The sequence below is a fragment of the Streptococcus cristatus genome (assembly GCF_001578775.1).
Lineage (GTDB): Bacteria > Bacillota > Bacilli > Lactobacillales > Streptococcaceae > Streptococcus > Streptococcus cristatus_A.
On record NZ_KQ969062.1, the window covers coordinates 1529747 to 1549921 of the forward strand.

18 protein-coding genes and 2 tRNA genes are annotated in these 20175 nt (G+C 43.3%); 6 read left to right on the forward strand and 14 right to left on the reverse strand.

The window, feature by feature from the left end; translation table 11 throughout:
• Position 1: 1 nt before the first annotated feature.
• Genes yidA through SCRDD08_RS07500 form a run of 3 tightly spaced genes read left to right on the forward strand, consistent with a single transcriptional unit; the run spans position 2 to position 3275 of the window.
• Positions 2-811 carry a sugar-phosphatase gene (gene yidA / locus SCRDD08_RS07490; protein ID WP_061423079.1) on the forward strand — a complete coding sequence of 270 codons (810 nt, stop codon included), beginning with the start codon at positions 2-4 and terminating at the stop codon, positions 809-811.
• Positions 811-2025, forward strand: coding sequence for an aminoacyltransferase (locus SCRDD08_RS07495; protein ID WP_061423080.1), 1215 nt, complete (start codon positions 811-813; stop codon positions 2023-2025). Before yidA ends, SCRDD08_RS07495 begins: the two co-directional genes overlap by 1 nt.
• A 14-nt stretch (positions 2026-2039) precedes the next feature.
• Positions 2040-3275: an aminoacyltransferase gene (locus SCRDD08_RS07500; protein ID WP_061423081.1), complete on the forward strand. Its 1236-nt coding sequence runs from the start codon at positions 2040-2042 to the stop codon at positions 3273-3275.
• A gap of 32 nt (positions 3276-3307) precedes the next feature.
• Here the strand turns inward: SCRDD08_RS07500 and SCRDD08_RS07505 are convergent, their stop codons facing one another.
• The 7 genes from SCRDD08_RS07505 to SCRDD08_RS07535 form a co-directional block, all read right to left on the reverse strand.
• Positions 3308-6823, reverse strand: a complete 3516-nt coding sequence (locus SCRDD08_RS07505) for a GBS Bsp-like repeat-containing protein (RefSeq protein ID WP_061423082.1) — start codon at positions 6821-6823, stop codon at positions 3308-3310.
• A 64-nt stretch (positions 6824-6887) separates the two neighbouring features.
• Positions 6888-7646, reverse strand: coding sequence for a triose-phosphate isomerase (gene tpiA, locus SCRDD08_RS07510; RefSeq protein ID WP_061423083.1), 759 nt, complete (start codon positions 7644-7646; stop codon positions 6888-6890).
• Positions 7647-7804: 158 nt separating this feature from the next.
• Positions 7805-8566, reverse strand: a complete 762-nt coding sequence (locus SCRDD08_RS07515) for an HAD family hydrolase (RefSeq protein WP_061423084.1) — start codon at positions 8564-8566, stop codon at positions 7805-7807.
• Positions 8547-8951, reverse strand: coding sequence for a PaaI family thioesterase (locus tag SCRDD08_RS07520; RefSeq protein ID WP_005589681.1), 405 nt, complete (start codon positions 8949-8951; stop codon positions 8547-8549). Before SCRDD08_RS07520 ends, SCRDD08_RS07515 begins: the two co-directional genes overlap by 20 nt.
• 255 nt (positions 8952-9206) lie before the next feature.
• On the reverse strand, positions 9207-10388 hold the full coding sequence (locus tag SCRDD08_RS07525; RefSeq protein WP_061423085.1) for an MFS transporter: 1182 nt from the start codon (positions 10386-10388) through the stop codon (positions 9207-9209).
• Positions 10389-10466: 78 nt separating this feature from the next.
• The gene (locus tag SCRDD08_RS07530; RefSeq protein ID WP_061423086.1) at positions 10467-11330 is read right to left on the reverse strand and encodes an Rgg family transcriptional regulator; all 864 of its coding nucleotides are present in this window, start codon (positions 11328-11330) and stop codon (positions 10467-10469) included.
• 353 nt (positions 11331-11683) lie between these two features.
• The gene (locus tag SCRDD08_RS07535) at positions 11684-13579 is read right to left on the reverse strand and encodes an ABC-F family ATP-binding cassette domain-containing protein (RefSeq protein ID WP_061423087.1); all 1896 of its coding nucleotides are present in this window, start codon (positions 13577-13579) and stop codon (positions 11684-11686) included.
• Between the two features lie 152 nt (positions 13580-13731).
• On the opposite strand from SCRDD08_RS07535, the gene SCRDD08_RS07540 reads away from it, so the two are divergent.
• The 3 genes from SCRDD08_RS07540 to SCRDD08_RS07550 are packed head-to-tail and all read left to right on the forward strand — an operon-like array spanning position 13732 to position 15706.
• Complete coding sequence (locus SCRDD08_RS07540; RefSeq protein ID WP_061423088.1) at positions 13732-14100, forward strand: GntR family transcriptional regulator; 369 nt, start codon at positions 13732-13734, stop codon at positions 14098-14100.
• Positions 14097-14954, forward strand: a complete 858-nt coding sequence (locus tag SCRDD08_RS07545; protein WP_061423089.1) for an ATP-binding cassette domain-containing protein — start codon at positions 14097-14099, stop codon at positions 14952-14954. The genes SCRDD08_RS07540 and SCRDD08_RS07545 overlap by 4 nt, the downstream gene beginning before the upstream one ends.
• Positions 14954-15706 carry a hypothetical protein gene (locus SCRDD08_RS07550; RefSeq protein ID WP_061423090.1) on the forward strand — a complete coding sequence of 251 codons (753 nt, stop codon included), beginning with the start codon at positions 14954-14956 and terminating at the stop codon, positions 15704-15706. The genes SCRDD08_RS07545 and SCRDD08_RS07550 overlap by 1 nt, the downstream gene beginning before the upstream one ends.
• Positions 15707-15834: 128 nt before the next feature.
• Here SCRDD08_RS07550 and SCRDD08_RS07555 read toward each other — a convergent pair whose 3' ends face one another.
• The 7 genes from SCRDD08_RS07555 to SCRDD08_RS07585 form a co-directional block, all read right to left on the reverse strand.
• Positions 15835-16200 carry a hypothetical protein gene (locus SCRDD08_RS07555; RefSeq protein ID WP_061423091.1) on the reverse strand — a complete coding sequence of 122 codons (366 nt, stop codon included), beginning with the start codon at positions 16198-16200 and terminating at the stop codon, positions 15835-15837.
• 4 nt (positions 16201-16204) lie between these two features.
• Positions 16205-16921, reverse strand: coding sequence for a matrixin family metalloprotease (locus SCRDD08_RS07560; RefSeq protein ID WP_061423092.1), 717 nt, complete (start codon positions 16919-16921; stop codon positions 16205-16207).
• A gap of 247 nt (positions 16922-17168) precedes the next feature.
• A complete protein-coding gene (gene rpsA, locus SCRDD08_RS07565; protein ID WP_061423093.1) occupies positions 17169-18371 on the reverse strand; it encodes a 30S ribosomal protein S1 in 1203 nt (400 codons plus the stop codon).
• Positions 18372-18533: 162 nt separating this feature from the next.
• Positions 18534-18605 (reverse strand) — tRNA-Gln (locus SCRDD08_RS07570).
• 9 nt (positions 18606-18614) lie between these two features.
• Positions 18615-18695 (reverse strand) — tRNA-Tyr (locus SCRDD08_RS07575).
• A gap of 50 nt (positions 18696-18745) precedes the next feature.
• The gene (locus tag SCRDD08_RS07580; protein ID WP_061423094.1) at positions 18746-18976 is read right to left on the reverse strand and encodes a DUF2969 domain-containing protein; all 231 of its coding nucleotides are present in this window, start codon (positions 18974-18976) and stop codon (positions 18746-18748) included.
• Positions 18977-19068: 92 nt separating this feature from the next.
• Positions 19069-20172, reverse strand: coding sequence for a branched-chain amino acid aminotransferase (locus tag SCRDD08_RS07585; protein WP_081104271.1), 1104 nt, complete (start codon positions 20170-20172; stop codon positions 19069-19071).
• Positions 20173-20175: the final 3 nt, after the last annotated feature.

Below are 20175 nucleotides of genomic sequence, written 5' to 3' on the forward strand. Positions count from 1 at the left end.
TATGTCTATCAAATTAGTTGCCGTTGACATTGACGGCACCCTTGTAAATAACCAAAAAGAAATCACTCCTGAAGTCTTTAGCGCTGTTCAGGATGCCAAGGCTGCTGGCGTTAAAATCGTCATTGCAACCGGTCGTCCTATTGCGGGTGTTCAAAAGCTTCTCGAGGAGCTAGAGCTTAATCAGCCAGACAACTATGTCGTTACCTTCAACGGCGGACTGGTGCAGGATACTGTCACAGGTCAAGAATTGATCAAAGAAACACTGACCTACGATGACTATCTGGATATCGAGCTGCTCGGGCGAAAATTAGGCGTTCACATGCATGCCATCACCAAGGACGGTATTTATACAGCCAATCGTAACATTGGCAAGTACACTGTTTATGAGTCCAACTTGGTCAACATGCCGATCTTCTATCGCACACCTGAAGAAATGGCCAATAAAGAAATCGTCAAGTGCATGTATGTCGATAAGCCAGAAATTTTGGACGCAGCCATTGCCAAGCTTCCACTGGAATTAACCAAAAAATATACACTAGTTAAATCAGCTCCTTTCTATCTAGAAATTGTCAAAAAAACTGTCAATAAAGGGGCTGCTATCCTCCATCTAGCTGAAAAACTTGGCTTAAGCAAGGAGCAGACCATGGCTATTGGTGATGAAGAAAACGACCGCGCCATGCTAGAAGCAGTCGGCTCCCCTGTTGTCATGGAAAACGGTAAGGAAGAACTCAAGAAAATCGCCAAATATATCACCAAATCAAACGACGAATCCGGCGTAGCACACGCTATTAGAGAGTGGGTTTTAAAATAATGTTTAGCTACAAAATTGGAATTTCAGCTCAGGAACACGACGATTTTGTCACGGCTCATCCACAGGCCAATCTCTTGCAGAGCGCAGTCTGGGCTCAAATCAAGGACAACTGGGGAAATGAACGCTTGGGCTTCTATAAAGACGGCCACTTGGTTGCTGCAGCCAGTGTCCTAATCAAGCCACTGCCCTTAGGGATGACCATGCTTTATATCCCGCGCGGTCCCATCATGGACTATAGTGATAAAGAGCTGCTGACCTTTGTTTTGGCGTCGCTCAAGAAATTTGCCAAGGAGAAAAAAGCGCTCTTTGTCAAGTTTGACCCTAGCCTCTTTCTGGCAGAAAGCAAGGTAGGCGGCGAATTGCAAGACAAGGCAGAAACGATTGAGCTGATTCAAGATCTGCAACAAGCTGGAGCTGTCTGGGTCGGACGGACTGAGTCTCTGGACGAAACCATCCAGCCTCGCTTGCAGGCCAATATCCATAAAGAAGATTTCAGCGAAGAGTTGCTTTCTAAAAGTACTCGCCAAGCCATTCGTACTGCCCGTAACAAAGGCATTCAAATCCAATTTGGTGGAGCTGAATTACTGGATGACTTTTCAGCCCTGATGAAGAAAACGGAAAATAGGAAAAACATCCACCTGCGCGGCAAAGACTATTATCAAAAACTCTTGGATACTTATCCTGATCACTCCTACATCACCTTGTCCAGCATTGATCTAAAGGCACGCTTGGATGACTTGCAGGCTCAGCTGACCAAGACACTCCAAGAAGCAGAGAAATTTACCGAGAAAACCAAGCCTAGCAAGATTGAGAATAACCAGCAAGAACAGAAACGCCTCCAAGAAGAGATTGACTTTCTGCAGGACAAAATCAGCCAAGGGGCTACTGTCGTTCCCCTGTCTGGCACTCTGGTCTTAGAATACGGCAAGACCTCTGAAAATATCTATGCAGGAATGGACGAGGAATACCGTCGTTACCAACCAGCTATCATCACTTGGTACGAAACGGCCAAACATGCTTTTGAGCGCGGAGCGGATTGGCAAAATATGGGTGGAATCGAAAATGACCTCAAGGGTGGACTCTACAGCTTTAAATCCAAGTTCAATCCAACCATTGAGGAATTTGCTGGTGAGTTTAACCTGCCAACTAATCCCCTCTACCACCTCTCTAATCTGGCCTACACTCTCAGAAAGAAACTGCGCAGCAAGCATTAACAGAAAGGAAGCCTATGACCTTTAAACTTCTCAGCCAAGAAGAATTTATCCAGCATACCTCAGCTAGCTCCCAACGCTCTTTTATGCAGACCGTGGAAATGGCAGAGCTGCTGAGCAAGCGGGGCTTCAGTACCCAGTATGTCGGCTACACTGACCCGCAGGGACAGGTAGTGGTATCAGCTGTCCTCTACAGTATGCCTATGACTGGCGGCCTTCATATGGAAATCAACTGCGGTCCTGTCTCTACTGATGCTCAATACCTGACTCCCTTCTATCAAGCTTTGCAAGCCTATGCTAAAAAAGAAGGCGCTCTAGAGCTCATCATCAAGCCCTATGAAACATACCAGATTTTTGACAGCAATGGTCAGCCCACTTCTAATGAAAAAGCCGAGCTTATCCAGCAACTGACTGACTTGGGCTTTGACTTTGACGGCCTACAGACAGGTTATCCAGGCGGAGAGCCTGATTGGCATTATGTCAAAGACTTAGCTAGTCTGACGGAGAAAAACTTGCTCAAATCCTTCAGTAAAAATGGTAAGGCGACTGTCAAAAAGGCGAATACCTTTGGTATCAAGCTAAAAAGACTAGAACGTGACCAACTCAGCGTTTTCAAAGATATCACAGCTGCCACTTCTGACCGGCGGGAATACAATGACAAGCCACTAGACTACTATCAAGATTTTTATGATAGCTTTGGTCAGCAAGCGGACTTCATGATAGCTACCCTTAACTTCAAGGACTATCTTCAAAACTTACAAAAGGATCAAGAGAAACTGGGCCAGAAAATTCAAAAACTGCAGGCGGACTTGGAAAATAATCCTCAATCTGAAAAGAAGCAAAATCAGCTGCGAGAACTTTCCAGTCAGTTTGACAGCTTTGAAACTCGCAAAGCAGAGGCCCAAGAGCTGATTGACAAGTACGGCGACCAAGACCAGGTCCTGGCTGCCAGCCTCTTTATCTACACTCCTCAGGAAGCGACCTATCTTTTCAGCGGCTCCTATCCTGAGTTTAACAAATTCTACGCCCCTGCCCTGCTGCAGGAATACGTTATGACCGAAAGCATCAAGAGAGGCATTCCATTTTATAATTTCCTCGGCATCATGGGAATTTTCGACGGTTCTGACGGTGTTCTGCGCTTCAAACAGAACTTTAACGGCTTTATCATCCGAAAAATGGGGACTTTCCGTTATTATCCTAACCCTCTCAAATTTAAGCTGCTTCAGTTCATAAAAAAAATTCTAAGACGTTAAAAAACCAAGGTTTCCCTTGGTTTTTTGTGTGTTTATCTATAACGAGGTGATGCAAAACCACGGATATTTCCATGACCAATACGGTAAGTATTGCGTTTAACTTCGTCGTTACTGTTACCTTCAATCGTGTGAATGATGCCATTTTCGACTTTTTCGACAATACCGATATGATCAGCCCATCCATCGTTTTGCTGGCTATTTTGATCCCAGTTAAAGGTGATAATATCACCCGCTTTAGGGGTAGAATTACCATCTTCATTCCAGATACCTAGACGTTTAAAGATGTGAATATGACGCTCAACACCGCACTCGCGACCTATAAGATCGCTCAAGCCTTCTCTTTGGAAAATAACTGTCGTGAAAATATCGCACCAGTCATCTGAATTCTTCACAGCATAACCGACTGGTAGCGGTCTAACGCTATTATAGTCATTAACCAGACGATGGTGCTCAGCACTGCCTCCCTTGACGCCAACCATCGCTGCTGCTGCTGCAAGAACACGATCACGCTGACTGCTAGACGCTTGAGGATGTTTAATAGAAACCGTAGTTTTCTCTCCACCAGCTCCTTGCAGCTGATTGCGATTATTCAAGTAATATAGGTGAACATTGTACTCGCCTTGGCTATTTTTATGGTCTCTTGCATAAACATGCTTGCGATAAGTACCGTCAGCTTGGCGTTCCGCCGTATACCATTGAATATCATCTTGTCCATTTTGACTGGACCAAGTTGGCAAATAGACTGTTTTGACACCTTCTGGAGCTACAACACCAGAAACGACGATATCAAATTCACCAGTTTCATTGTTTTTATTTTGGATACTGATTTTTCCCTGTGGTTTCTCCACTGTCGCAATGGAAACCTTAGTTGTTGTGCCACCGACACCAACCATCTTGCCGTCGTTTTGGATATAGTACAAGTGGACACTGTAGTCGCCGACAGAATTTTTGTGTTCGCTAGCACGAACGGTGAATTTATATGTACCGTCTGACTGTTTCTGTGCCTTGTGCCAGATGATGTCATCTTGACCATTCTCATTTGACCAAGTTGGAAGCAAGACTTCACGAACGCCTTGCGGACTAGAAACATCGGATACGATCACATCGAATGTGCCGGTCTTGGGATTGTTGTTGGCAATAGTCAGCTTGCCTTCTGGTTTAGCAGCTGAAGCAAGGCTAACCTTAGTCGTTGTACCACCAACGCCGACTAACTTGCCGTCGTTTTGGATATAGTACAAGTGGACACTGTAGTCACCAACGGAATTCTTATGCTCGCTAGCACGGACGGTGAATTTATATGTACCGTCTGACTGTTTCTGTGCTTTGTGCCAGATGATGTCATCTTGTCCCTGTTCATTTGACCAAGTTGGAAGCAAGACTTCACGAACACCTTGCGGGCTAGAAACCTCGGACACGATCACATCGAATGTACCCGTCTTGGGATTGTTATTGGCAATAGTCAGCTTGCCTTCTGGTTTCGCAACGGAGACCTTAGTCGTTGTACCACCGACACCAACTAACTTGCCGTCATTTTGAATATAGTACAAGTGGACACTGTAGTCGCCGACAGAGTTCTTATGCTCACTGGCACGAACGGTAAATTTATATGTACCGTCTGACTGTTTCTGTGCTTTGTGCCAGATGATGTCATCTTGTCCCTGTTCATTTGACCAAGTTGGAAGCAAGACTTCACGAACACCTTGCAGGCTAGAAACCTCGGACACGATCACATCGAATGTACCCGTCTTGGGATTGTTATTGGCAATAGTCAGCTTGCCTTCTGGTTTCGCAACGGAGACCTTAGTCGTTGTACCACCGACACCAACTAACTTGCCATCATTTTGAATATAGTACAAGTGGACACTGTAGTCGCCGACAGAGTTCTTATGCTCACTGGCACGAACGGTGAATTTGTATGTACCGTCTGACTGTTTCTGTGCCTTGTGCCAAATGATGTCATCTTGACCATTCTCATTTGACCAAGTCGGAAGCAAGACTTCACGAACACCTTGCGGGCTAGAAACCTCGGACACGATCACATCGAATGTACCCGTCTTGGGATTGTTATTGGCAATAGTCAGCTTGCCTTCTGGTTTCGCAGCTGAAGCAAGGCTAACCTTAGTCGTTGTACCACCGACGCCGACCAACTTGCCATCACCTTGAACGTAATACAAATGAACATTGTATTCGCCCGTAGAGCCTTTATGGTTGGCAGCATTCACTGTCAGCTTATAAGTCCCGTTGGCTTGCTTCGTTGCAGTGTACCAAACAATATCATCTTGCCCACGCTCACTAGACCAAGTAGGAAGTTTAACTTCCTGAACTCCATGTGGTGCGGAAACTTCGGAAACAACGACATCAAATGTACCAGTTTTTGGATTATTATTTTGAATACTAATCTTACCTGTCAGCGGTTGTTTGACCAAAGTAGCTCTAGCTGTAAATCTACCAGAGTAGTCAATACTTTGGTCGAAAACATGCTTACCAGAAAGCAGCTGTGCTTGAGAAGTAAATTGCCAAGCTCCTGCTCTGCTATTGTACTTCAAATTTTTAGCATCATTTGCACTTAGCTTCGGTGCTGGATACTGAGCAATCCAAAAATTATCAAGGCCAAAGAGAGATGTATTGATTGAACCTTTGTGGCGTAGGTTATTCTGGTCAACCCAGCTAGCGCTCGTGTAATACATCAGATTTGCATATCCCTGCTTGCGCATTTCATCTGCCCAAGCCTGAGTATGCTGGTTGATCCCCGATTGCATTTTAGGGTCTTCCATGTCATTGACCATGACTGTATTTTTAGGCAAGGACAGTTTATTAGCAAAAGCAGCATAGTAACGAGCCTCTGCCCTGGCTTCTGCATCATTTGTATAATGCGAGAAGGCATAGGTTGACACTTGCAAACCAGCTGCTTGCGCATTTCGAACCTGAGACTCAGCATAAGGATTTGTATAGTGGGTTCCTTCTGTCAGTTTGACAACGACACCGCCAACACCTTTGGATGCTAATTGGCGATAGTCTGCTACGCTGATATGGCCGTTATGACTACTCACATCCACAAAGGTAGAGCCCTTGATTTCTGCTTGTGAATTGCCACGCGTTGTTTGTCCAGATGAAGAAGCCGCATTATAAAAAGAAGTGTTTCCTTTTTTAGATACAGGACTGGCGCTGATCGCTGGGGAAGTCTGCTCAGCCTTTACTGGATTCTGAATCGCTTCAGAAGCAGCTGCCTTTGCTTGTTCACTCGCTTTATTTTCTGGAACATTCTCCTTGACCAGACTAGCAGCTGCTGCCAGATTTTCTGGTGCCTTGTATACTGGACTAGCTTCAGCTTTTGCGACCGAGCTTTCTTGTTTGACTTGACGGTCAGTAGATACCGCTTCTGGTAAGGCTACCTGCTGAGGTTGATGATCCTTTTCTACTTGAAGTTCTGCCTTAGCTACTTCAGGGGCTGTGGTTGTCGGCGTATTTTCTTCTGCCTGTACTACGTTAGCCGTTGCTGCTAGCAATATAGCTGTACTGGCTAAATAGATAAGTTCCTTTGATTTCACCTTTTATCTCCAAACTTTTAAAAAGCTTGCCACCTTTAAGGCAACAAGCCATTTATTGTTATTCTTATTTCACAAAATCAAGAAGAGCTAGGAAGCTTTCAGCTTCAAGTGACGCTCCACCAACAAGAGCTCCATCCACATCCGGACAAGCCATGTATTCTGCAACATTTTCAGGTTTAACTGAACCACCGTATTGAACGCGAACTTTATCAGCAACTTCTTGACCAAAGTCAGCAGCTACAACGTCACGAACAACTTTACACATTTTTTGTGCGTCGTCTTGTGAAGCTGATTTACCAGTACCGATAGCCCAGATTGGCTCGTAAGCGATAACTGATGCAGCAACTTGTTCAGCTGTCAATCCAGCCAAAGCAGCAGATACTTGAGCACCTACAAATTCAGCAGCTTTACCAGCTTCGTAAGTTTCAAGTGACTCACCACAACAGATGATTGGAAGCATACCGTTTGCAAAGATTGCTTTTGCTTTTTTGTTGATATCTTCGTCAGTTTCATGGAAGTAGTCACGTCGTTCTGAGTGACCGATAACAACGTAGTCAGTACCGATTTCTTTCAAAACTTGTGGGCTAGTTTCACCAGTGAAAGCACCTGCATTTTCAAAGTAGCAGTTTTGAGCAGCAACTTTAAGGTTTGAACCTTTAGCAGCAGCAAGAACAGTTGTCAAATCAACTGCAGGAGCTGCGATACCTGCTTCAACAAGATCTGATGAAGGAAGTTTCGATGCTACGGCTTCAACGAATGCTTTTGCTTCTTCTGGATTTTTGTTCATTTTCCAGTTACCGGCAATAAATGGTTTACGTGACATTTCACATACCTCTTCTATTTTTATTTATATGGGCTATTATATCATAAGTAAGCAAATTAATAAAGGTTATCCACAATTTTTCATCAAATCGTAATGTTTCTGCGAGTTATCCACAGTTTTGGCTGTGAATAAACCATTCAAAGACCTCGTAGCATCCTTTACTTCCTATTTTCCAGCAGTTCTTCTACATCCGTAATGACTCTAGCCTGCATTTTATTAAGCTTGTTTACCTCTGCAGCTGAGTATGGGAAAGTGTTCAGCAAAACGCCATCAATCCCAACAGCTTCAGCAATAGCCATATCTGTAGAAAAATCATTGCCAACCATCACCGTGTCTTCTGGATTGAACTGATTCTCCTCCAGTACGAGCTCTAACCATTCTGCTTGTGGTTTTTTGATCTGGTAATCAGAAGAAATATAAACTTTGTCCAGATAGGGGGCACAACCCGTCAATTCAATTTCTGGCATTGTAAAAGCCTTTTGAGCATTAGAGAGCAAGATAACATCGCCGCCCTGGTCCTTAATGGCCTTTAAAACTTTTAGGGTATTTGGATAGGCATGGAGCTGACGACGGGACAAACTCCGAAACATTACGGCCAGCTGCTCTCCCCAAGCCTGCAAGTCAGGAAGCGGAGTCTGGCTTTCATGTTTAGTTGGAGCTTCCTGCAAAAGCTGAATGAAAACCGCCACCAAATCAACCTCTGGATAGGCAACGCTTTTCTCTTGAGCTATCTTGTTTTCCTGCTCTACTACCAATTGTCCATATTTCTTTTTCAAGTCTTCTGGCTGATAATCTACTCCATAAGCTGCATAGATATGGGAAAGATACAACCATAAAGTCGGATCATCTTCGTCAGTCCGAATATCTACTAGTGTTCCGTAAAAGTCAAAAATATAATGTTTATATTCTAACTTGTGCATTTTCGCCCCTTTCGCCAGTGACAAACATGGTAAAGGTCCCCTTGCAGACATTCTTCCCATCTTGATTGACAATATCCACATCCACCACTCTAGTCGTCCGGCCGGCATGGATACAGTTCCCCTCAATGCTCAGAGTATCGCCTAGTTTAGCCGCTTTTAGATAATTGATAGAAGATTGCAAGGTCACAGCGTCAGCTCCTTGTGAAATGACAACCAAACCACTTATCTGATCGCACAAGGTGAACAAGTAGCCTCCATGTGCATTACCATAATAGTTTAGAGAAGAGGGGACGACCTCTGTGGTTACTAAAACATGGCCATCTTTGGCCTCCTCAATTTTATAGTTTTCAAATGCTGAAATCGCATCAAAATGAAAATCTTTCATTCCTCACTCCATTAATTTTGCTTATACTTCATCATACTACTTTTACTAGCAAGGAGCAATGATTATATGCACATTCCAATGGAAAAAATTTTTCTACCAGCTATTCAAATCCCCAGTACTCCTGATCTATCAGCCAATTGGACTAGTAGCTTGGAAATAAAGTTCTAAGCCAAATTAGGCTAGTAATGAATTTAAAAATTCTCAGCTGAAGATTTGCAAGCCAAAACATTAAACTAGGTTGGAAATCACTCCAACCTAGTCTCTTTGTATTCTCTTTTGATAAAGATAGGAAATCAAAGCCAGTCCTATTACCCCCAGACCAATCAGAAGAAAGGAAAGGGTGCGGACACTTGGCAGAAGCGTCATCAGAAAAGTCGCAGGAGGCATAAAAAGAATTGCCAGCGTGTAGATCGTTGAGAAAACGCGGCCTAGATACTGCTTGTCCACCTTGGTCTGAACCTGACTGAAGAAATGAATGTTGAATACAGTCATAAAGAGCTCGCAGATTAGATTACCAGAATAGGAGAAATATGGATGAACTGGTAGCAAGGTAGAGATGCCCACGACTGCGACTCCAACACCGGTCAATAGCAGGGCTACAAGTAAATTTCCCATACTGGCCTTAACCTTGCTAGCTAGAATGGCTCCGATGATTGAGCCTATCGCACCCAAACTCAGAATGGTTGCATAAGAGCCAGTCTTGCCGTAAAGCTGATTGGTAAAAGGCAATAGATAATTAAAGGCCGCAAAGAAAAAATTGACTGCAGAAGCTACTAAAAGCAGAAAGAAAATCTCTTTTTGCTGACGGATATAAACTAAACCTTCCTTGATATCTCTCAGGATATTGCCAAGATTGATGGGAGACTGCTGCTTGATTGGCTCATGATTAGGCAGAAAGTAAACCAAGGCAAAGGCCAGAAAGAAGCTCAGGGCATCCAGCTGAAGGGTCACGCGCAGATTTGCATACTGCATCACGATAAAAGACAAAACTGGAGCTGAGACACTGATGACCTGCAAGGCCAGTTCCAGATGAGAATTGTAGGCCACGATGTCTTCCTTATCCACAATTTCGGTAATATAAGACTTATTAGCTGGCCGAGAAAAGGCAAAAGCTATAGCCTGAACCACATTGGCAAAAATCAGCGCTCCAATCATGAGCTGGTCATTTGAAATAAAAGAAATCAGCAGACAAAGACCAGCACAAATCAAATCTGTTACCATCAAAACCTTACGTCTGGAAAAGCGATCCGTAATGGCCCCACCCAAAGGATTGAATAAGATAGAAGTGATTAGCTCCGATATCTGATAAATGCCCAAGACCGTCTGTCCCAGAGCTCCCAAAGAAGCAAGCCAGATGCTATTCCCATAATCATAGAGCATATTCCCAATTTTATTAATAGCAGCCCGTGTAATCAGCTGTGCTGCCTGTCGATTCATAAAAATACCTCCTTCCATTTCTGAAATTATTGTAACAGGAATAGAGGGAGGTTCTTTATTTTTCCCATATTTGGGAAATTAGACTTTTACAAACTTATCGAAATGCTCTTGATAATAGGCGACCTGCTCAGGTAAATTCAGCACTTCAAAGATGTGCATGGCTTCCTGCATTTGCGTGATTCCCTGCTTCTTCTGCTCCTTCTGATAAGCCGCAAAACCTTTGAGATAGAGGAACACATTGCGTTCATAGAGTTTGATGCCCTTGCCAATGATTTTCTCTACGTAAGTCTCAAAATAACTAGCCTTATCAAAAGAACGACTTTCCAAACAATGCTGGTAGCAATTGAGCGCTATAATCAAGACTAATTTCTTATGGCGACCAATTTCTTTGTAGTAGTCTTCCCGCTCCATAACTTCCTTGCCCAGACGGTAGACATAGTCCACATCATAGAAGCTGTAGAGATTGCCAAAGAGAATCAGCTCATACATGGTCCAGTCTTCCACTTGGAAAAGATAATCAGCCACCTTATCTAAATCCTCTTGCCTCATGCGAAACTGACTGTCTCGCTGACAAATCAAGCCCTGCATCAAAATCCAATTCAGCTCATAGTAAAGAGGCGCACTGCTGGCCTTGGCCTTTTCCAACTGCTCCGCTTGCAAGTCCTGAAATCCCTTGATGTCATTTGAGTAGTAAAGAGGGATAATCTTACCCATCATGGCCACGTGTTCATGTTGCTGGAAATTCCGTGCCTTGTCCATAAAATTTTCAAGAGTCACATGAATATTATCCAAGAGATCTAAAAATTTCGAGAGGGTCATGTCCGACTCACCCAGCTCAAAACGAGACAGCTGAGAAGTCGAGCAAACCTGACCCGCCGCTTCCTTCAATGAATAATGCCCATTTAAACGAAAATCGCGAAAAACTTTGCCTAAATATTCCATTTATTTACCACTTCAATTCCTTTAATTGCTGTTTCACTTCCCTAGTCGCTCTTTCAAAATTACCTTCACCGCCCCTTGTTCGGATTCTACTTTCGGACGAGCCTCATTTCGTCAAAATCTTCTCGGCCGAAAATCTGACAGAGTCACTTTGCTCCAAAATAGCTTTTCAGAAAATCTGACGGAGTGACTTGTCTTTAAAAGAACTTAGATTACATGAAGAATAGTTTATTTTTCTCGAAAAAATCTCAGAAGACATGTAAAAGTTCGTTTTTTACTCTTTTTTGGCTTATTTCACATGTGAATTAAGCATTCTAAGCTCTGGGGAGCTCATTTCTCACAGAAACTGCATACTCCTACACCTTCTCCGCCAGTTCTTCCCATTCTAACATGGCTTCTTCTTGGGCAGCGGTCAGCTGGTCGATTTGCTGCTGGCTCTCCATGAGTTCGCTGGCGTCGTTGGTAGCCTGCATGGCTTCCTGAAGCTGACTGATCTGCCTGTCCAAGTCCTCAATTTGCGCTTCCAATTGCTCTAGGCGGCGGGCCAGCCGGCGCTGTTCTTTCTGGTTTTCCTTTTGAAGTTGATAGTCATTGGCAGGGGCAGGTTTGTCAGGACTAGCCTGCTCTGACTCCTCACGCAAAGCTTCCTGCTCTGCCTTTTTCTCCAGATAGTAGTCATAATCACCCAGATAAAGGGTGGAGCCTGTCTCAGAGAGCTCGATGATCTGGGTGGCTACACGATTGATAAAGTAGCGGTCATGGCTGACAAAGAGCAGGGTGCCGTCAAAGTCAATCAGGGCATTTTCAAGCACTTCCTTGCTGTCAATGTCCAGGTGGTTGGTCGGCTCGTCCAGGATGAGGAAGTTGTTGTTTTCCATAGACAGCTTGGCTAAGAGCAGCCGCGCCCGCTCTCCACCCGACAGCATGCCGACCGACTTCTTGACATCGTCACCTGAAAAGAGAAAGGCTCCCAAGCGATTGCGAATCTCGACCTCCGGCGTTAGCTTGAAGTCATTCCACAGCTCATCGAGAACTGTATTGCTGGCAGTCAGTTTGCTCTGGGTCTGGTCATAGTAGCCCACTTCCACATTAGCTCCCAGCTGCTCCTTGCCTCTGATGAAGGACACTTGACCGATTAGTGATTTAATCAAGGTCGTCTTTCCAATCCCATTTGGCCCGACAATAGCTACCGCATTAAACTTGCGAATGTCAAGGTTAATCGGCTCCGACAGGACTTCCTCGCCGTAGCCAATAGCTGCATCTTCCAAGGTCAGCACAACATTTCCAGAAACCTTATCGGATTTGAAGGTCATATTAGCCGAGCGGCTATCTGTCTCCGGTCTGTCCAAACGCTCCATCTTTTCCAGCTGCTTGCGACGGGACTGAGCCCTCTTGGTAGTGGAGGCTCGAACCAGATTGCGATTGACAAAGTCCTCCAGCGCAGCGATTTCTTTCTGTTGCTTTTCATAGTTCTTGGCTTCAGTGGCCAGCTTCTGCTCCTTTTGGACCACAAAGCTAGAGTAATTGCCCACATAGCGATCCAAGGAATGCTTGGTCAAGTCCAGCGTGATGGTTGCAACCTTGTCTAGGAAATAGCGGTCGTGGCTGACGATAATCAGGGCACCGCTGTAGTTGACTAAGTAAGTCTCCAGCCAGGCAATGGTCTCGATATCCAAATGGTTGGTCGGCTCGTCCAGTACCAGCAGCTCTGGCTTTTCCAAAAGCATCTTAGCCAGCGCCAGACGGGTATTCTGCCCGCCCGACAACTCAGAAATCTTCATCTGCCACATGGACTGGTCAAACTTGAAGCCATTCAAAATCGCTCGAATATCGGCCTCGTAGGTAAACCCACCTTTCTGGCGAAAGTCCTCTGACAGCTGGTCATACTGAGTCATGAGAGCACTCAGTTCTTCCCCAGACAATTCTCCCATTTGCAGCTCCATCTGCCGCAAGCGCTTCTCTTGCTGGCGCAGACTATCAAAGACCAGCAGCATCTCGTCGTAGATAGTATTCTCCGACTCAAAGCGGCTGTCCTGAGCCAGATAGGACAGGGACAAGTCTCGTTTTTTATTGATCTGACCAAACGTCGGCTCTTCCTCGCCCACTAAAATCTTGAGCAGGGTTGACTTCCCAGCTCCGTTTTTACCGACCAGAGCAATCCGGTCACTCTCATCCACCTGCAGGCTGATATTATCAAAAAGAAGCTCCCCTGCAAAAGAGCGTTCAATTTTGCTTGCTTGTAAAATAATCATAGATTCATTTTACCTTGATTTTGCTGAATTTACAATCTTTTCTTACAGATTTTCAAAATCAACTTTTTTCTTGACAAGAAAAAAGCAAAGTTGTATATTTAGGTTAGTTAGTTGAGTAACTAACTAACAATCCTTTGGCCAAGGAGAACCCAATGAAATTAGATTACAATGGTTCTGTTCCGCTGTTTAAACAGATTGCAAACCAATTAGAAAATGAGATTTTCAATGAGACTTTCAAAGAAAATGAGCAGGTTCCTTCGACGACTGAAATCTCGCAACTCTATCAAATCAACCCTGCAACCGTTCTAAAAGGCATGAATCTTTTGGTTGAACAAAAAATCTTAGAAAAACGCCGCGGTATTGGTATGTTTGTGACAAGTGGTGCTCTGGCTTTAATTGAAGCCAAGCGGCGCAATGAATTTCTTGCCCAACACGTGGAAAGATTTGTCAAAGAAGCAAAAGCGTTGCATATCAGTTACGAAGAGCTCATTGTTCTCATTAAAGGAGGTTATGACAGATGACGCTTGTCTTAAATCGTATTCGTAAGCAGTATGGAAATCAAATGATTCTGCACGATATTTCTTTAACCTTTAAACCAGAGACGATTTATGGTTTATTAGGACGCAATGGGGCAGGCAAATCCACCCTATTAAAAATTATCAGTCACCGGATTAACAAGGATAGCGGTGAATTACTCTTAAATCAAGCTCCCCTTTGGGAAAATCAAGATAATATGTCCCGCATTTATCTGATGAATGATGATAATTGGTTCAACAATAATATGAAGATGTATGAAATCTTCCATTTTGTCGACGACGTGACGGGTGATTTTGATTGGGAATTTGCTCAAAATCTAACCCGTGCCTTCGCTCTTGATCCAAATAAAAGATTCAAATCACTATCTACCGGCTACAAGACCATTGCCAAAATCATCATCGCTTTTTGTGTACCGGCCGATTATGTCTTTCTTGATGAACCCGCTCTGGGACTAGATGCCAATCACCGGCAGCTCTTTAATAAAAAATTACTGGAAGCCTATGATCGCAGACCACGCTCTTTCATTATTTCAACTCATATTATTGAGGAAATTGCTTTTTTGTTACAGGAAGTCATTATCATTCAAGATGGCGTGATTATGGAGGAAGCCGATATCGAAAGTCTCTTAAGCATCGGTCATACGATTTCTGGACAGGCTAATCTGGTTGATGAATACACCGCTGGTTGCAGCATCATTGCACAAGAAAATCTCGGTCCTTTCAAGCAGGTCGTTGTCTTAGGAGATATTCCTAACGATATTCCTGATGAGATTACCATTGGACCGCTTGGTTTACAAGAATACTTTGTCCACATCACCAGAAAGGAGAATGAAATCTGATGTTACAACGCGCTTATCTATATGAAGCCAAAAACTTGTTACTGGTCCTCGCAAAAGGAATTGCGGGCGTCATAGCTGCCACCCTGCTTTTGCTGACGATTCTGCTCCTTTCAGGCAATACAACTGTCAATGCTAACTTTAACTTTCCCATCTTAGCTGGCATCTTTATATTGGTTCTCGGCATTTATTATACACCACACTTCTTTCGGATGTTTAACCAGCTAGGATTAACACGGAAAAATCAATATTTAGCTGAAATCATTAGCTCTGCTTTAGTGGCTCTGATTTCTTCTTTGAGCATTATTTTAGTTGGTTTTTTATTTAATAGCTTTGCCCAATTCTTTCATCTGAACTTGTCTGGCTTCAGTTTTCAAAACTGGACTCTGCTGAGCTCCTTTTATTGGCTGACCTTGCTGACCGGTATTCTACTAGGCATCAAATTTATCGGTAATTGTATTGGCATGTTTTTCGACAAGTTCGCTGGAAAAATTGCCTTAATTTGGCTGATTGCTCTTATCTGGTTTCTACCAGGAATCTTAACCATTCTGCTGACGATTCTCATAACAGGTTTGTCAGCTATTTTACCACAAGCTATTGTCCAAGTCTGCGTTCAATTTATCCGTGATTTTGTCATTGCTTTTCTGTCTGGACAAATGTCATTCAATGTTTTGGCTGTTTTAGGTAGTCTGCTCTTGCTGTTGATGTGGGTTCAATGGGGACTGTTTAAACATCATCAAAGCAGTATTGGATAATGAAAACATTCTAGCTAACCTACATATTATATTACCCCCTATTAGAAGATATATAAAAAGTGCAATCAAATTTTCGGTTGCACTTTTCATATATCTTTTAACACATCTTAATAAGACTAAGTATTATACTAAATAAAACTGCGCAGGATTTCCTGATTTTGCATAATCAGGTAGATTCCCAAGAGAATAATCAGGACGAAAAGAACCAACTTAATGACTCCTTTAACAAAGCGGATAACCAAGAGAATAATCATGGAACCGACCAGCCACATGACCGCTGAGTTGTTAAAGAAGGACTGAACAGCTTGACTGTTTTCCCCGAAAAAGGCTTGAATAGGTTCTGGAACATGATTTTGCCAAGCCTCGGTCAGGCCGATCTGATTGGCAATATCTGTCCCGCTTTTCCAGAGCCAGGCAAAGACACCTGAGTTAAAGACAAAGAGAAAGACCTGCTCCGGAAAACGTCTGATAAAGTAAAAAATTGTTTTTAACATGGTACTAGGATTGATACAAGTCTTTCACAGCCTGAATGTCTGCAGGCTGAATACTGTAAAAAGAACCAGCCGACTGCATCACTGAATCCTCCTCATTATGATCTAAGCCAATAGCATGACCTAACTCATGCTCTGCTGTATTGACGATACGTTCCTGCGAGTAACCATAGCGGTTATTGAGCAAGTAGTAGGCATTTAAACGGACGGTAACCTTGGTAAAGCGCTGGGTCAGAAGATTGGTCTGTGACTCTGCTTCGCCGGCAGCTGATACATTCCCGTCGTTCATCTCCGTCGCAATAATATCTGCCGAGTCCTTGTCGTCAATGATATTAAAAGTAAAGGCTCCTGTTTGATTCCAGGATTGGATGGCTTCCAGATAAGCCGTCCGAAAGGTCTCGTTTTGCGTATCGATATAAACGCTGGCACTGGCCTGATTCCAGCGGCCGCCTGTGGATGTGTGCTCATCCGTCATCTGGTCTGTTTGCGGGCTGTAGCTGCCAAATCCTGTTGTCAGCCCTTGGCCATTAAGAAATTGGTCCACTCGGACAACTGCAGTTTGAACAGCTTGGGACAAGCCCTCCGCACCGCTATCCGTCGACGCCGTAAAATAAAAAATACCAACAATGACCACAAAACTAAGAACTACCGACCAGATGAATCCCCAAATCAGTCGCCAAACAAAGCGAAATAAAAAACGAAAAAAGTTAAAAATAAATCGCATAGCAACCTCCATTCTCAGATTGTAAAAGAAAAAGTATAGCGTTTATCACTTAAAGAAAACTAAATACCTCTAAAGACTAAAATGAGAAAAATGTTTTCCTATACCATCCAAATATTTCACTTCCTAACAACCTAAAAAAGAAAAAAGCAAGCTATCTATTCTTTACACTATCCATTTTTATTGTTAGTACAGCTGAGAATGATATCAAAAAAGAAGTTGAGAAACTCAACTCCTTTTATATTGCTAATTACAGTTCAATATCACCGAAAAGATCAGCCATTGAGAAACCAGTTTGAGTTTCTGGAAGCTCGAAGTCACGTTTTTCTTGACGACGTGGACGACGTGGACGAGATTGACGTTTTTCTTCTTTTTGGCCTTCTTCTTGAGCTGGACGCTCTTCAAGAGCCTTGATAGAAAGTGATACACGCTCAGCAGCAGCATTCACTTCAAGAACTTTAACAGTTACTTCTTGACCAACTTTAAGAGCATCTTTTGGATTTTCAACACGTTTGTGTGAAATTTGTGAGATGTGAACAAGTCCGTCGATACCTGGCAATACTTCAACGAAAGCACCGAAGTCAGTCAAACGTTTTACTGTACCTTCAACTACATCGCCAGCAGCAAGTTTTTGTTCAACACCATCCCATGGTCCAGGAGTTGTAGCTTTAAGTGAAAGTGACACGCGGCCTTCTTCTTCGTTCAAATCAAGAACTTTCACTTCGATTTCGTCACCAACTGAAACAACAGATTTTGGTGAAACGTTGCGCTCATGAGAAAGTTCAGTCAAGTGAACCAAACCATCAACACCACCAAGGTCAATGAAAGCACCGAAGCTTGTGATGCGCGCAACTTTACCAGTCACAACATCACCAACATTCAATTTACCAAATACTTCTGCACGTGCTGCTGCAGCTTCTGCTTCTACAACTTCACGACGTGAAAGGATGAAGCGGTTTTCTTTTGGATCTACTTCTTTGATCTTAGCATCAAATTCTTGACCTACAAAACGTTCAGTGTTGCGAACGAAACGAGTATCGAGCATTGAAGCTGGAATAAATCCACGAAGTCCTTCAAACTCAACAGAAAGTCCACCTTTAACAGCACGAGTGCCCTTAACAGTAACAACTTCTTCTTCACGACCAACCAATTTGTCCCATGCTTTGCGAGCTTCTAAACGTTTTTTAGATACTAGGTAAGTAACTGTATCTGTATCTTTACCTACTACTTGACGAAGAACAAGCAATTCAAGTGTGTCACCTGGTTTTACAAAGTCATTGATGTCAGCATCACGATCATTTGTCAACTCACGCAGAGTCAAAACCCCTTCAACACCAGTACCAGCAATGGCAACATTAGCTTGGTTAGCATCCACTGTCAATACTTCAGCAGAAACGACATCACCTGGCTCGACTTGGCTAACACTGTTTAGCAAATCTTCAAATTCATTCATCTAAAAAAATCCTCCAACAATCAAGTATACTACTTGACATACTTATAATTTTTTTCCTAAGCACCCGCAAACGACATTGATTTATCTTTACCGTTTTCCATCTTATAAAGAAATAAAATATCCGACGATATCTTATCCTTTATCTGATATATTACCTAAGAACTGGGGTAGCTGGATTCGAACCAACGCATGAGGGAGTCAAAGTCCCTTGCCTTACCGCTTGGCTATACCCCATTGATGAAATGGAGAGAGAGGGATTCGAACCCCCGAACCCGAAGGAGCGGATTTACAGTCCGCCGCGTTTAGCCTCTTCGCTATCTCTCCGACAATCAACGATATCAATTATATCATTAATCTAATAAAAGCGCAAGCCCTTATTTTCCTAAATTGTAGGTTTCAATCAAAGTTTCCACCGCTTTTTCAAGCCTTTTATATAAACTTTCAACATTTCCATTCTTGATAATAGCAAATTGGCCGTCAAACTCAGCAATCTCGCCAATGACCTTTTTCCCAATAGAAAGGGTGTAGCCATCAAATTGATCAGCACCAAGCGTCACCTTGCTATCCGCAATCTGAATCTCAATTTTTTTATCTTTTTTACTCATTCTTCTACCTCTTTCAAGTTTCTATTTTACACAAAAATAGCAAAGCTGGCAAGTGATTTCCTCAATAAAAAGAGCCTCAAAGGGCTCTTGGGTTATTCGTCTACTTTGACAATCCAACCTTCTGGGGCTTCCACATCACCAAATTGGATACCAGTCAGCTCATCGTAGAGTCTGCGAGTCACTGGCCCGACTTCTGTCTCACTATAGAATACATGGAAATCATCGCCATGCTGGATACCTCCGATTGGTGAGATAACAGCCGCAGTACCACAGGCTCCCGCTTCTACAAAGCGATCCAAATTGTCAATTGGAACGTCACCTTCAATTGGCGTCAAGCCCAAGCGGTGTTCTGCCAAGTAAAGCAAAGAATATTTGGTAATGGATGGCAGAATGGACGGGCTAAGCGGAGTCACAAATTCATTGTTTGCTGTAATTCCAAAAAAGTTGGCTGATCCGACTTCTTCAATCTTGGTATGAGTCGACGGATCTAGGTAGATAACATCTGAAAAGTTGCGAGACTTAGCCATCTTACCTGGTAGAAGACTAGCTGCGTAGTTACCACCCACCTTAGCAGCACCTGTACCATGTGGAGCTGCACGGTCATATTCGTCTTGGATCAAGAAATTAGTTGGAACCAAACCACCCTTGAAGTAGTTTCCAACTGGCATAGCAAAAATTGTAAAAATATACTCCTCTGCTGGTTTTACCCCGATGATATCTCCGATACCAATCAAAAGGGGACGAAGGTAGAGAGTTCCTCCTGTTCCATATGGCGGTACATAGTCTTCATTGGCACGGACAACAGCCTTACACGCTTCCACAAACATTTCAGTTGAAACTTGTGGCATCAAGAGACGATCGCATGTGCGTTGCAGACGCTTAGCATTCTCATCTGGACGGAAAAGCTGGACACTGCCATCCTTAGTCCGATAGGCCTTTAGACCTTCAAAAGCCTGCTGGCCATAGTGAAGACTTGGTGAAGACTCAGAAATATGCAGGGTCGCATCTTCTGTCAGCTGTCCTTCCTCCCACTGACCATTCCGATAATAAGCGATATAGCGATAGGGCAATTTCATATATGAAAAGCCAAGATTTTCCCAATCAAGATTTACTGTCATAGTCTTTTTCCTCTTTTCCTTATCTTTCAATTTATAGATACTCCCTATTGTACACCTTTTTCTGAAAAATTCAATCATTAT

Excerpts from the sequence above, each read along its gene's own strand:
- SCRDD08_RS07495 (WP_061423080.1), top strand. The coding sequence starts at position 811 with ATGTTTAGCTACAAAATTGGAATTTCAGCTCAGGAACACGACGATTTT.
- SCRDD08_RS07500 (WP_061423081.1), top strand. The coding sequence starts at position 2,040 with ATGACCTTTAAACTTCTCAGCCAAGAAGAATTTATCCAGCATACCTCA.
- SCRDD08_RS07550 (WP_061423090.1), top strand. The coding sequence starts at position 14,954 with ATGTTACAACGCGCTTATCTATATGAAGCCAAAAACTTGTTACTGGTC.
- SCRDD08_RS07560 (WP_061423092.1), bottom strand. The coding sequence starts at position 16,921 with ATGCGATTTATTTTTAACTTTTTTCGTTTTTTATTTCGCTTTGTTTGG.
- SCRDD08_RS07530 (WP_061423086.1), bottom strand. The coding sequence starts at position 11,330 with ATGGAATATTTAGGCAAAGTTTTTCGCGATTTTCGTTTAAATGGGCAT.
- rpsA (WP_061423093.1), bottom strand. The coding sequence starts at position 18,371 with ATGAATGAATTTGAAGATTTGCTAAACAGTGTTAGCCAAGTCGAGCCA.
- tpiA (WP_061423083.1), bottom strand. The coding sequence starts at position 7,646 with ATGTCACGTAAACCATTTATTGCCGGTAACTGGAAAATGAACAAAAAT.
- SCRDD08_RS07585 (WP_081104271.1), bottom strand. The coding sequence starts at position 20,172 with ATGATTGAATTTTTCAGAAAAAGGTGTACAATAGGGAGTATCTATAAA.
- SCRDD08_RS07580 (WP_061423094.1), bottom strand. The coding sequence starts at position 18,976 with ATGAGTAAAAAAGATAAAAAAATTGAGATTCAGATTGCGGATAGCAAG.
- SCRDD08_RS07520 (WP_005589681.1), bottom strand. The coding sequence starts at position 8,951 with ATGAAAGATTTTCATTTTGATGCGATTTCAGCATTTGAAAACTATAAA.
- SCRDD08_RS07535 (WP_061423087.1), bottom strand. The coding sequence starts at position 13,579 with ATGATTATTTTACAAGCAAGCAAAATTGAACGCTCTTTTGCAGGGGAG.
- yidA (WP_061423079.1), top strand. The coding sequence starts at position 2 with ATGTCTATCAAATTAGTTGCCGTTGACATTGACGGCACCCTTGTAAAT.
- SCRDD08_RS07555 (WP_061423091.1), bottom strand. The coding sequence starts at position 16,200 with ATGTTAAAAACAATTTTTTACTTTATCAGACGTTTTCCGGAGCAGGTC.
- SCRDD08_RS07525 (WP_061423085.1), bottom strand. The coding sequence starts at position 10,388 with ATGAATCGACAGGCAGCACAGCTGATTACACGGGCTGCTATTAATAAA.
- SCRDD08_RS07540 (WP_061423088.1), top strand. The coding sequence starts at position 13,732 with ATGAAATTAGATTACAATGGTTCTGTTCCGCTGTTTAAACAGATTGCA.
- SCRDD08_RS07515 (WP_061423084.1), bottom strand. The coding sequence starts at position 8,566 with ATGCACAAGTTAGAATATAAACATTATATTTTTGACTTTTACGGAACA.
- SCRDD08_RS07545 (WP_061423089.1), top strand. The coding sequence starts at position 14,097 with ATGACGCTTGTCTTAAATCGTATTCGTAAGCAGTATGGAAATCAAATG.